Source organism: Sphingobium algorifonticola (genome assembly GCF_004005485.1).
Classification (GTDB): domain Bacteria; phylum Pseudomonadota; class Alphaproteobacteria; order Sphingomonadales; family Sphingomonadaceae; genus Sphingobium; species Sphingobium algorifonticola.
Map to the genome: position 1 here is coordinate 429,038 of NZ_RZUL01000001.1, position 12,694 is coordinate 441,731.

9 protein-coding genes are annotated in these 12,694 nt (G+C 61.8%); 3 read left to right on the plus strand and 6 right to left on the minus strand.

Annotated features, from left to right (window positions below; translation table 11 throughout):
* Positions 1 to 24: 24 nt before the first annotated feature.
* The 6 genes from ENE74_RS02180 to ENE74_RS02205 are packed head-to-tail and all read right to left on the minus strand — an operon-like array spanning position 25 to position 6,877.
* Positions 25 to 1,437 (minus strand): MFS transporter, encoded by a 1,413-nt coding sequence (locus ENE74_RS02180; RefSeq protein WP_127688995.1) that lies wholly within the window; start codon positions 1,435 to 1,437, stop codon positions 25 to 27.
* Positions 1,434 to 2,285 (minus strand): class I fructose-bisphosphate aldolase, encoded by an 852-nt coding sequence (locus ENE74_RS02185; RefSeq protein WP_206517620.1) that lies wholly within the window; start codon positions 2,283 to 2,285, stop codon positions 1,434 to 1,436. Before ENE74_RS02185 ends, ENE74_RS02180 begins: the two co-directional genes overlap by 4 nt.
* Entirely contained in the window at positions 2,282 to 3,847 is a 1,566-nt protein-coding gene (locus ENE74_RS02190) for a glycerol-3-phosphate dehydrogenase/oxidase (RefSeq protein ID WP_127688996.1), read from the minus strand. Before ENE74_RS02190 ends, ENE74_RS02185 begins: the two co-directional genes overlap by 4 nt.
* A complete protein-coding gene (locus ENE74_RS02195) occupies positions 3,844 to 5,313 on the minus strand; it encodes an FAD-dependent oxidoreductase (protein ID WP_127688997.1) in 1,470 nt (489 codons plus the stop codon). Before ENE74_RS02195 ends, ENE74_RS02190 begins: the two co-directional genes overlap by 4 nt.
* A 24-nt stretch (positions 5,314 to 5,337) precedes the next feature.
* Entirely contained in the window at positions 5,338 to 6,078 is a 741-nt protein-coding gene (locus ENE74_RS02200; protein ID WP_127688998.1) for an SDR family oxidoreductase, read from the minus strand.
* On the minus strand, positions 6,050 to 6,877 hold the full coding sequence (locus ENE74_RS02205; RefSeq protein WP_127688999.1) for an IclR family transcriptional regulator: 828 nt from the start codon (positions 6,875 to 6,877) through the stop codon (positions 6,050 to 6,052). The genes ENE74_RS02200 and ENE74_RS02205 overlap by 29 nt, the downstream gene beginning before the upstream one ends.
* Positions 6,878 to 7,213: 336 nt before the next feature.
* Here ENE74_RS02205 and ENE74_RS02210 point away from each other — a divergent pair, with 336 nt between their 5' ends.
* The 3 genes from ENE74_RS02210 to ENE74_RS02220 are packed head-to-tail and all read left to right on the plus strand — an operon-like array spanning position 7,214 to position 12,638.
* Positions 7,214 to 8,569: an FGGY-family carbohydrate kinase gene (locus tag ENE74_RS02210; RefSeq protein ID WP_127689000.1), complete on the plus strand. Its 1,356-nt coding sequence runs from the start codon at positions 7,214 to 7,216 to the stop codon at positions 8,567 to 8,569.
* Positions 8,566 to 9,726, plus strand: coding sequence for an iron-containing alcohol dehydrogenase (locus ENE74_RS02215; protein ID WP_127689001.1), 1,161 nt, complete (start codon positions 8,566 to 8,568; stop codon positions 9,724 to 9,726). Before ENE74_RS02210 ends, ENE74_RS02215 begins: the two co-directional genes overlap by 4 nt.
* 38 nt (positions 9,727 to 9,764) lie before the next feature.
* A complete protein-coding gene (locus ENE74_RS02220; protein WP_127689002.1) occupies positions 9,765 to 12,638 on the plus strand; it encodes a TonB-dependent receptor in 2,874 nt (957 codons plus the stop codon).
* Positions 12,639 to 12,694: the final 56 nt, after the last annotated feature.

Genomic DNA, 12,694 nt, shown 5'->3' on the forward strand with positions numbered 1-12,694 from the left:
GTCTCTCTCCCATTCGGTAATGTTTCACCCGGTCGATGCACGACCGCGCAATTGTGTCTGAACGCGCGTCAGTTCGGCGGCGGTCAGCGAGTATTTTCGCAGGCAGAGGATCGCCAGCGTCACGCCGGTGAAGGGTACGGCGCAGAACAATATCCGCATCATCAGGACCGTATCCGGATGCTGGAGGGGCAGCGACGCATCGAAACCCGACAGATTGAGAATGAGCGCCGCGAAGATGTAGGACAGCGACATGCCAAGCTTCGTGATCCACTGGTTGGCCGCGGCAAGCAGGGCCTCGTTGCGTTGCCCGGAGCGCAACTCATCGGCATCGGTCAGATCCGCCGTCATCGACGACATCAGGACATAGAATGCCGACAGGCCCGGTGCGTGGAGAAGCGCAATCAGGAACTGGCCCCATGGCCATTGCGGCGAATATGCAAAGAACTTCAGGATCGCGGATATTGCTATCAATCCCAGGCACAGCATCATCGCGCCATGTTTTCCGAGCAACTGGGACAGGCGCGTGACGAACGGCACAGCCAATATTGCCAGCGTGTTGAACACGATGCCGAAAAGCCCCGCCATCGTCGCGGCCGCCACCTTGTCGCCGCCGAACACCCAGTAGATGTTGATATACAGGGAGAGCGACGACACGGTCATGAGCGACATCATCGTCAGCACGCTGGCAAGGGTGGCCCGCATGAAATCCGGTGATGACAAGATGAACCGCATCGATTCCATGAAAGGCACTCTGGGCCTCTCGACGATCTGCCGTGGCTGGCGCGGTTCGGGAACGCCGATCGCGACGACAAGGCAGGCGGCCGTCAGAAGAAGGCCGCAGCCCAGGCCGACATAGCGCACGCCTGTCAGCGTATCCTGAAAGATCGCGAGCTGGGCGAGCGGGAACAGCCAGGCATAGGTCATGCCGACCGATTTGTGTGCGATGCCAACGAACGCGTTGATGCGCGTACGCTCATCATAATCGGACGAAAGTTCGATCCCCAGCGCCTGCCAGGGCACCAGAAAAGCCGACGCCGCGGTGTAGAAGATCAGGCTCCACACCAGAAACCAGATGACATAGAATGTTTCTCCTGCGCCGCGCGGTATCCACCACATGGCTGTAAAGGATGCGCCGAGAAGAAAGGCCGAAACAAACAGATAGGGCTTGCGCCGCCCCCATCGGGTCGATGTCCGGTCGGAAAGATAGCCGAACAGCGGGTCGGTTACGGCATCCCAGAAACGGGCAAGCGCGATGACGACGCCAATCCACAGCGGATTGACGCCCAGTGTCAGGTTGAGAATGGGATTGGCGAGATAGTTGGGCGCATTCAGCGTGAAGCCCGCCACCAGCCCCCCTGTTGCGAAACGCGCCTTGCGGCCCGACGGAACCCGGTCGGCCCCGTCGCTGGCAGGCATCGTTTGCGCAGGCGTGGTCACGCTTCATCCCGATAGATGGCGAGTGCCTTTTCCGCATCGGCGCCATCATGGATCATCGCCATGAATGCCGCCACGATGCGTGCCGGATTGGGGTGCTGATAGATGTTGCGCCCATAGACCAGACCATGTGCGCCCTGCGCCAGGAATGCAGCGGCCTCCGCGAACACCTGTTCGATCGGCTTGCGTCCGCCGCCACGGACGAGAACCGGGCAGCGCGCCGCCTGCACCACTTCATGATAATCGTCGGCATGGTCCGTCGGATCGGCCTTGATGACATCGGCGCCCAGTTCCCGCGCCTGCCGCACGAGCGAGACGATCAGCCGCTTGTTGCCATCGACCTGATAGCCGCCGCCATTTTCGTTGGACTTGAGCACCAGCGGTTCGACCATCAGCGGCATGCCGTAGCGGTCACAGGCGGCGCGCAGGCGACCGACATTCAGGACCGACTGGCGATGCAGGTCCGGCTGGCCGGGCATGAGCAGCAGATTGACGACGACGGCGGCGGCATCGGCCTTCAGCGCGCCGATGATCGGTTCGTCATAATGGACCAGTTGATCGTACATCACGGCATGGGTGACGGGATTGTAGAGATTGCCGACATCGGTGCGCAGCACGAGACCCGGCTTGTGCGGGCCTGCGACGGATTGCAGCAGATCGGCCTGCCCGATGTTCATCTGAATGGCATCGGGAGCGGCCTTCACCAGCGCATCCACGACACCGGCCATGTCCTGCAAGCCGTCCAGAAAACTTGGCTCGTTGAAGATGCCATGGTCTATCGCGACATCGAGGCATTTGCCGTCCGCAGCCAGGAACCGGTTGATCCGCGGCTTGTGGGAATTGAACATCATGCTTTCTCCATTTTCTTGACTGGCGCGATCATCACGCCGTGACGTTCGCTGAGGACGCGCGTGGTGCGTTCGACCTCGCTGTTGATCCGTACCTCGTCCCACCCGAGCGCCGCGCCGGCGATGCGGGCGACAGCCTCCAGCCGTTCGCGATCCGGGGGACGAAACAGGCCCATTGCGGTGCGGCGCAGCAGCAGATCATCGAGATGCACAACCGCTTCATGGACACAGGCCGCGGCAATGGCGGCATCATCGGCGTCAGCGGGCGCCGGGGAATGGCCGCCGATCGCCAGCATATGCGAATCGGCCACGCGCGTCCGGCCCAGCAGCGGCAATATCCGATCGGCAGCCTGTTCAGCAAAGGCGCGGAATGTGGTCCATTTTCCGCCGATCATGGAAAGGACGGGAAAGGGGCGATCGGCATCGGGCGGCAAGTCGGCGATATGGTGGTCGCGGCTGATCTGCCCCGTGCTTCCGGCATCGCTGCGCGGCAAGGGGCGTACGCCGCAGAAACGCGACACGATATGGCCATGATCGATCTGAAGCGCGGGAAAGACGGATCGCAGCGACGCGAGGATATAGTCCACTTCCTCATCCGTGCAGCGCGCCTGATCGGGATGGTCGATCCGCAAGTCCGTGGAACCGACCAGCATGCGTCCGTTGACCGGAAAGGTGATGCAAATCCTGCCTTCCGCGTTCTCGTAGAAAATCTGATGTCCGGCGCATGTCGCCAGCAAGTCGGGATGATCGATGACGAGATGCGATCCCTTGGTGCCGCCGATGAAGCGGGTGCTCGTCCCCACCGCCGCGTTCGCGATGTCGATCCACGCCCCCGTTGCGTTGACCATGATCCGCGGACGGACCGTATGGCGATGCCCCGACAGGACATCGACCAGAACGACGCCATCCCCGGCGATGCCGTCCAGCGCGACATAATTGACGGCGAGACTGTCCGGGGAAGCGGCGAGCGCATCGTCGATCAGTTCGAGGCAGAGCCGTTCCGGCAGCGCCACCATGGCATCATGATAGGTGGCGGTGCCGACGATATCCTGCCGCAGGAGCGGGTGCCGCGACAGGGCTTCGCGGCGGTTTTCGATCCGGTGGCGCGGGAGAATGCCGCGCCGGGCTGTCAGCACATCATAGATGGTCAATCCGATGCGGATCAGCCAGAGACCGCGAACGGGCGGTCGTCCGGTGCGGCGGAACGGCCGCAGGATCGCGTCCACGATGCCCGCCCAGCGCCGCAGCACGGGAATGGTCGTCGCCAGCGGCTCCACTGCATGAGGCGCATTGCGCAAAAGCCGGTCCCGCTCCGCCACGGATTCGGCGACGAGCCGGAATTCGCCATTTTCGAGATAGCGCAGACCACCGTGGATCATCCGGGACGAAGCGGCGGTTGCCCCGCTGGCGAAATCGCCCTTGTCCACCAGCAATGCCGCCACGCCGTTGATGGCCAGCTCTCGCAGCAGACCCGCACCGTTTATCCCGCCGCCGACGATCAGCACATCGACGTCCTGCATCTTCTCGAGGCGGGCCAGGGCTTCGGGTCGCGCGGGCAGCTTCATGCTGCGGCCTCGTTCGCCAGATAATCCAGCATGGCTGGCGTGCGCGGCCAGGACAGTTCGACATGCTGCGCGGCGAGCGCGCGACGCAAGTCCGAAGCGTCGACTTCGGCAAAGCTGTCCACATTCTGTTCGAGGGCGATCGCGGCCGCGGTTCCGGCGGCCTGGCCAAGCTGCATCATCGTGCGCGACAGTCGGCAACTTGACGCCGCGACCGAGGAAAAGCCCGCACCACGGCAGGCCACCGCCAGATTGTCGACATCCAGCGGCAGCAGAGAACGGAAGGGAACGCCATAAGGCTGGTCCAGTTCGCCGCAACCGGCGCGCCCGGTGTCCGCCCCATGCGTGTCGCGCGCGTGATCGGCAATCGTGACGATGTCGGGATCGGTCTGCGCGCTGATGCCTGCGAGCAAATCATGTTCGGTCAGCATCTTGCGCGCGATGATGCGCGGGCCCTCCCGCACGCCAAGCCCCGGTGCGATCCAGACCATATGAAAAGCCTGATATTCGGGAAAAATCGTCTGGACATGGTGCCAGTGCGCCCGGATGCGCCGCATGCATTCTGCGCGCGCTGCGGCATAGCCCAGGTCCATCGCCTCTCGACCGGACATGGTGGGGAGCGCGTTTACATTGAAGTCGCCATTGGGATATTGCGTGAACACGGCCGGCGGAAAAGCATCGGCCCACCAGCAATCCGCAGGAATATCGGCGGGCAGCGGGTCCGTGCCCGGCGCGGCCTTGCCCATGCGACTGACCCGATAAATGAGCGTGGCGCCATTCAGGCGATCATTGGGCGTGACGGGCGCACTTGGCTCATCGAAGCGCGATCGGGCATCCTGGCCCAGCAGAGTCTGACATCCTGCATCTTTGGCCACTAGGATGTTGGCCGTCGCATCTATGACGAAATCGGCCGTGACCGCCGCATCATTGTCGAAAAACAGGGTATCGATGCGCGTCCCTGCCACGGCGCACCGCAGGAAGGACGTGGTTTTCCAGATGGTGCAGCATCCCGTTTCCAGCAGCATCGCTTCCATTTCGGCCGCATAAATCGCGGGTTCGAAGGGCACGCCCGACCAGTGGCTGCGGATGAAGGCTTCGCTTTCGGCGAACGGCCCCGCACCATGCCGCCGAAGCGAGTCGAGATATTGTCTCGCGGGATCGATCAGCAGTTCCGACCCGGGCACGACAGGCTGATTGGTCGGGCCGGACTGCCATTTGAAATGGCGGTGATAGCGGTAGATGCCGATGGCATTTTCGTGCCGACGGAGCCTGCGATACAGATCGAAGGCGATGCCGGTGCCGCCGACGCCCGGCTCCCAATTGTTGACGCCGCCACGGGTTGCGGTGCCGCCGAGCATGTCGGACTGCTCCACCAGAAGGACGCGGATGCCAAGCCGTGCCGCCGCGAGCGCCGATCCGAAGCCGCCGCTGCCACCGCCGATGACGACGAGATTATAATGCAGGTTCATGATACCGCTCCCGATGGCCTCCGGTCAGAGCGGAACGACTTCCTGCACCATCGGCCAGAGGATCGTTTCCTGGACCCACAAATGCGCCGGCAGGGCACAGATATCGGCGATCATTTCACCGATCTCTTCGGGCTGGATACAGCGCGCTACGGTGTCCGCGTCACGCGCGGGCAGCCCGGCGGCGCCGTCAAACTCGGTCGCGCCCCAGGACGGCGTGAAGGTCGTCACGCGGACACCCTGTTCCCGCAGTTCCCCGTACAGCGCCTTGGAGAAATGAGCGAGGCCTGCCTTTGCGCCCCCATACAAGCCCCAGCAGGGCCAGGCCTGATGCGCCGCAACACTCGATACGTTGATGATCGTGCCGGATTTCTGTGCCGCCAGCAGCGGCGCGATGCGTCGGCAACCGAGCAGAGGTGCAACGAAATTCTGACTGACGACCGATTCGATATCCTCGTCCGTCAACTCCCCGATCGCAAGGATGCGACCGCCACCGCCAGCATTGTTGATCAATATGTCCAGGCGACCGGCTTCATCCACAACCTGCTTGATGAGAGCATCCCAGTCGGCACCGCTCGTCGCATCGGCCTTCACGGCGATCAAGCCGGTTCCATCGGCAGCGCGAGCAAGTGCAGCCTCGTCTCGGCCAGTAATATAGACGCGCGCGCCCCGACCATGAAGGGCCTTGGCGATACCCAGGCCGAAGCCCTTGGCTCCCCCCGTTACAATCGCGACGCTGTCAGTGAGCGGCTGCATTCCCTTGTACATCTTGTCTCCTGTCTTTTTTCTTGTCCGGCAGCAATTCAAACCCAAACCGTCTGGATATCGTAGCGGCCGCAGCGGCCACCTGCCTGCCGATCACCCTCAGTTGCGCGTCATCGAAACGGAAGCTCGGCCCGGTCACCCAGATTGCCGCAGTCGGCGCGCCACGATGATTGAAGATCGGTGCGCCAACACAGCGCAACCCCTCGATCTCCTCGCCACAGTCGATGGCGAAGCCGTCCGCGAGAACCTTTTCGATTTCCTGATCGAAGCGTTCACGGCTGTCGATCGTGCGTTCGTTGAAGCGCGTGAACGTCATGCGGTCCAGCAGGGCATTGCGCTCGGCGGCGCGCATATAGGCAATGAACACTTTACCCGGCGCCGAAGCATGCAAGGGGAAATGCGTACCCGGATCGACCAGGAATTTGATGGGATTGCTGGCGGCAACCTGCTCCAGCACCACACCCTGCATATCGACGCGGACACCGATGAGAACCGTCTCGCCGGTGGCATCCCGCAGCCCCTGCATCACATCGATGGCATGTTCGATCAGCTTGTCTTCGCCGATCGCGGCATAGCCGAGCGACAGCAGCTTGCGCGTGAGCCGGTAGCGCATGTCGCCATCCCGGTTGAGATAGCCGCGCGCCTCCAGCGCACCGGTGATGCGAAATACGCTGTTCGGCGGCAATTCGAGATGGTCTGCGATTTCGCGCATGCGCATCCCATCAGAATGACTGGCGAGAAGTTCCAATATCGTCAGGGCGCGATCCAATGCCGGCACCTGAAACTCATCAACCTTGCTCATAGCACATGTTCCTGTTGACTATTTTCGAGCTTGGTCGATTTATAGATCGATGTTTTATATATGGTCTGTAGATGATCGACGCAAGCCATTTTGTCAAACATCCTCGCTTGGTGCTGTCAAACCCCATCGTCATCGAGCTGCCGGCAAAGCCCTTTTGCTGTGCGGTCGCCGGTCCTGACACTGGCCGTCGAGCAACCCTTTTCCACTGGTAGCCATGAAAGCATACTTGATGTGATTGACTCATAGACCAACGTTCTATATATCGTCAACCAACAAGGCGCTGTGGCGGCATGCGTGGAAAGCGGCCGGACAAGCGACGAGGAGGGTGAGGCGATTATGGCGTTGCTTGGCATCGACATCGGCAGTTCGGCCATCAAGGTCGCTGCTTTTGATGCCACCGGCCGTGCCCTTGCGCAGGCAAGCCGAGCCTTGCCCTCAGTGGTCTCTGAACAGGGCACGGTTGAACGTGATCCCGATCTGTGCTGGGCGCTGACATGCGCTGCGATCAGGGATGTCGTGGATGCGCTGCCCACGCAGCCCATCCTGGGCATAGGCGTAACCGGATGCGGCAATGGCGCCGTGTTTCTCGACAAAGAGGGCAATGCGATCGCGCCGGGAATATTGGCGATGGATCGGCGCGCCCGGAAATATGTGGACGCAGAGGCGCTGCCCCGCATGCAGGCCTATCCGGGACAGCTCAAATGGCTCCTGCAATGGTACGATGACCTGCATGACGGCCACAGACCTGCGCTGGGTTCGGCACTGTTCTGGAAAGATTATGTGCGATTGCGCCTGACGGACGGGCTGGCGACGGACTTCACCGATGCCGGTGCTGGCGGCCTGCTCGACGAAGATGGCTGCGCGCCGGATGCGCCGCATCGCGCAGTGCCGCCGATAAAGTCCAGTCTCGAGACCGCAGGATATGTAACAGCGCGCGCGTCGGCGCAGACCGGTCTCAAGGCGGGTATTCCGGTTGCCGTCGGCTGCGTCGATTTCGAGGCGGCGGCGATCGGATGCGGATTGCAGCCTGCGCACGAAGTGTCGATCGTTGCAGGCTCCTGGAGCATCAACCAGAGCTATTCGGATCGCCCCGCGCGCACGGGCGAAATATTCCTTTCCAACCCTTCGGTTTTTGCAGACCGCTGGCTGCTGCTGGATGGCAGCCCCAATTCGGCCAGCCACTTCGACTGGATGATCCGCGCAGTCCGCCGGTCGAACGATTTCGCGCATGCCGCCGAACAGGCGGCACGGCATGGGCCCGGCAATGTCATTTTCGTGCCTGGCCTGTTTGAAGGCGGTGCCCGTTTCAGCGGACTGCAAGCATCCGACTCCATCGACACGATGACCTTCGCCGTCATGGAAGGCGTGGCCTTTGCCCATCGCCATCACATCGATCGTTTGCGGGATGCCGGCGTTGCACCGCTGCGCGCCAGGCTGACCGGCGGCGCATCGTACAGCCCGTTGTGGAGCCAGCTGTTCGCCGATATTCTGGGGTTGCCGGTGCTCGTATCGCAAACCAGCGACATCGGGGCGCTGGGCGCTGCGATGATCGCGGCGGTCGCCAGCGGCATATATGACGACCTGCCCGTTGCGCAGGCCGTCATGACCGCCAATTTTGCGGCATTCCATCCGTTCGGCGAATATGAACAGCGTTATGCGCGTTACGTTCGCGAGCTGGAGCGCGCGGCATGACGGCCACCTTTCATGCGCCGCCGGTCATCATCTACGGTGGCAATGCGCTGGCGGACCTTGCGCCGCAGCTGCGCCGCCTCGGGACGTCACGCATCCTGCTGATAACCGACCCGTTCATGCAGGCGAACGGCGTCGCGGCGGCGGTGGCGGGCGCGGTCCGCGCCTATGGATATCATCTCGAAATCTTCGACGACATCCAGCCCGATCCCACCGACCTCAATGTGGCGGCCGCGGTTGCGGCGCTCAAGCAAATGGACGGCGATGCGATCGTGGCCCTGGGCGGCGGCAGCGCGATGGACACCGCCAAGGCGGCGGCCGTTCTCGCGACAAATGATGTGCCGCTTGCGGCGCTGGAAGGTGTCGGCAATGTGCCCATAAGGGGCGTGCCGCTGATCGCCATTCCGACCACGGCAGGCACGGGCAGCGAAGCCACCAAGGTTGCGGTCATCACGGATACGCAGCGGCAGGTGAAGATGTTGCTGCTCGATCCCTTCGTCATGCCGACCGTCGCGATCGTGGACTATGAACTTACGCTGTCGATGCCCGCATCATTGACGGCATTTGTAGGCATCGACACGCTGACGCACGGTATCGAAGCCTATGTGTCGCGCCGGTCCACGCCGATCAGCGATCTGTTTGCGCTGGAATGCGTGCGGCTTGTCGCGCGCCATCTGCGTACGGCGGTAGCAGAGCCGGACAATCACGATGCCCGCGACGGAATGATGCGCGCGGCAATGATGGGGGGGATGGCCTTCACCAACAGCAGCGTGGCGCTGGTTCATGCCATGAGCCGCCCGATCGGTGCGCTGTTCCATGTGCCGCACGGCCTGTCGAACGCAGTGCTCCTGCCGACGGTCACGCGTTTTTCCATCGACGGCAATGCGAAACGCTATGCCGAGGTTGCCCATGCGGTCGGCGCGGCGACGCCGGATCAGGACGATGGCGTGGCCTGCGCCAGGCTGATCGAATGGCTGATCGCACTCAACGATGATCTGTCGGTGCCGCTGTTGCGACACTGCCGGGGTGTGAGCGGCGATGCCTTCGATGCAGTCAAGGCCAAGATGGCCGAGGATGCGCTGGCATCCGGCAGCGCCAACCATAATCCGGTCGTGCCGGACGCGGCGCAGATCATCCGCCTTTACGAAGAAGCCTACTGACCAAAACATAAATCATCTGAAAACAAAGGGAGGACATCATGAAAATGCACATTTCACGGAAAATGCTCGCAAGCGCGGCCTGCAGCGTCAGCGCACTGGCGCTGAGCATGGGAACCGCAGACGCCCAGACCGAGACGCCTCCTCCCGCCCCCGAGGCATCATCCAGTCAGCCGCAGGAGGCCCAGGCCGACGCCAGCGTGGCGGACATCGTCGTCACCGGCTATCGCGCCAGCCTTGAAAGCGCGGCACGCTCCAAGCGTGATGCCATCAATTTCACCGAATCCGTCAATGCCAGCGACATCGGCAAATTTCCCGACCTCAACCTGGCTGAATCGTTGCAGCGTGTCCCCGGCGTCCAGATTTCGCGCGATCTCTCCAGCGGCGAAGGCACCCAAGTCCGTGTGCGCGGCCTGGGCCCGAGCTTCACGCGCGTTGTTCTGAACGGAACGCCGATCAATCCGGCGACCGATGGCGGTATCGACGACAATTCCAACGGCCGTGAAGTGGATCTCAATCTGTTTCCGTCCGAACTGTTCACGAAACTCGAAATCTCCAAGTCGGCGCAGCCCGAACAGCTGGAAGGCGGCCTGTCGCTGGTCAATCTGAGACCCGCGCACGCCTTCGACAAGCCCGGGCAGCACATGTACCTGGCCGCCAACAGCAGCTACAGCACGAGCGCACGCAAGGCCGGATATGGCGCGTCGCTGATCTATTCGAACACCTGGGACAATTTCGGCATTCTGATCGGCGCGGTCGGCAATGTCCGTCGCTATTCGAACGACGCCTATTGGTCGAGCGGCTGGACGAACGCGAATCTCAATTGCGCCGGATGCGACAATACGCAGAGCAACCAGTTCACCTTTGCCACATCCGTCCCCGCCAATTCCGGGAACGGGCTGGTCGCCGGCACGCCGATCACGCTCAACACGTTGCTGGCGCTCAACCCCGGCCTGACCGGGAACCAGCTGACAAACGCCTATCTGCCCCGCGCCGACCGGCATGAATATCTTTCGGGAACGACGAAGCGCGGGACCGGCCTTGTCTCCCTGGAATGGCGGCCGAGCGATAGTCTGCGCTTTACCGTTGACGCCATGGGGAACAAGACCCGCAATGTCTTCGACCGCTACAACTCCAACTGGTATGTTCGCAGCAGCGCGCCGGCAACCACGGGTGGCATGGTGCCCATCAATGTCAAGGTCGACGAAAACAATGTCGTGACATCCGGCACGTTCGCCAATTCCAACTTCTTCGTCACGCAGCGGCACACGGTCGACCGCAGCTATTTCTATCACGTCAATCCGTCCGTATTCTGGAATCCCGCCGACAATCTGGAAATCGATCTGAGCGGCTATTACAGCCAGGCCGAACTCAAGCGCAGCATTCCGACCCTGTGGATTACGACACGCCTCAATCAGGGCATCACGGCGAACTACAGCTATGGCGCGGATCAGAAGGTCCCAACGGTCTCCTTCAACTTCGATGTCGCCAATCCAACCTCGGGCATCTGGACGTGGGAAAACGAAACGGTCCAGCGCGAGGAACGCACAACGGACAGCAAGGGTGCGCGTCTCAATTTCCGCTATGATGTGGACCCGGATTTTCGGGTGTCGTTCGGCGGCGCTTATGACCAGTCGAAACGATCGATCCTCGCCTACAGCGCGGACGCCACGGCAGCCTTGCGATCCCAGATACCACAGGATCAGATCGCAAATTATCTGACGACGATCACACCGCGCGGCATCCCGAACCGGGGATATACCACCTACACTGTTGTCGATCGCGAAAAGCTGCTGGCGGCGACCAACCTCGAAGAGCTGGAAGCAAACGCCCCCTTGCGCACGCTGACGGCCCTGGGCACGAGCATCGGCGATGTCGAGGAAAAGGTAAAAGGCGCCTATCTGCAATTCTCCGGCACCACCCAGATCTTTGACCGGGACCTGCGCATCAGCGGCGGTGTTCGCTACACGGCGACCGATCAGATCGTGTCCGGGCCGATCCAGCTGGGCACTGTCATCAGTTTTCAGGACATCGAGACAAATTATGACGCGTGGCTGCCGTCGCTCAACCTGTCTTACGAACCGATGGACAATCTGATCGTCCGCGGGGCGGTTTCACGCACCATGACCCGCGCCAATCCGCAACAGATTCTGCCCGGCACGGTGATTACCGATGCCACCGTGCAGAATGCGCGCGCGGGCAACCCGGAACTCAAGCCCTATTTCTCCGACAATTATGATCTGGGCCTGGAATATTATTTCAGCCAGTCAGGCTATGTCGCGCTGGGCGGCTTTACCAAGAAGGTAACCGGATTTCCGACAACCCAGTTCACCAACGCCATATTTGGCGATCTGGGCATTCCCATCAGTGCGTTGCTGGCGTTTCAGCAAGACGCGGTCAACGCCAATGGCGGCCTGAACGCGCCGATCATTATCAGCCGCCCGGTCAACACGGATGTCGTGAAACTCAAGGGACTGGAAGCAACCTGGGTGCAACCTCTCGACTTCCTGTTCAAGGGGATCGGCTTCAACGCGTCATTCACCTATGTCGACGACGGCGACACCAATGTGGTGACCGCGATCGCGCCGCGCATCTACAATCTGATCGGCTATTACGAAAACGACAATCTGTCGCTCCGCGTAAGCTGGGTGCGTCAGGCATCGCGTGTGGTGGCCGGGGCCCCGACAAACGGCTTCGTCAATGCCGTACAGCGGGAGCAGGCACGCTCTCAGGTCGATGTGTCAGCGCGCTACAAATTCGAATTGATGGGCAAGGCGCTCCAGCTGAGCCTGGACGGCACGAACATACTCGAAGCCAAAACCCTCACGTCACAGGATGACGGCATCACCTCGCTGCCACTCCGCCTGCATAATCCGGGCGCACAATATCGCCTCGAGCTTTCGATGAGCTTCTGAACGCCTGCATGCGGAGGGCATTCCGATATCTGGACGGCCCTCCGCATCATCACCGA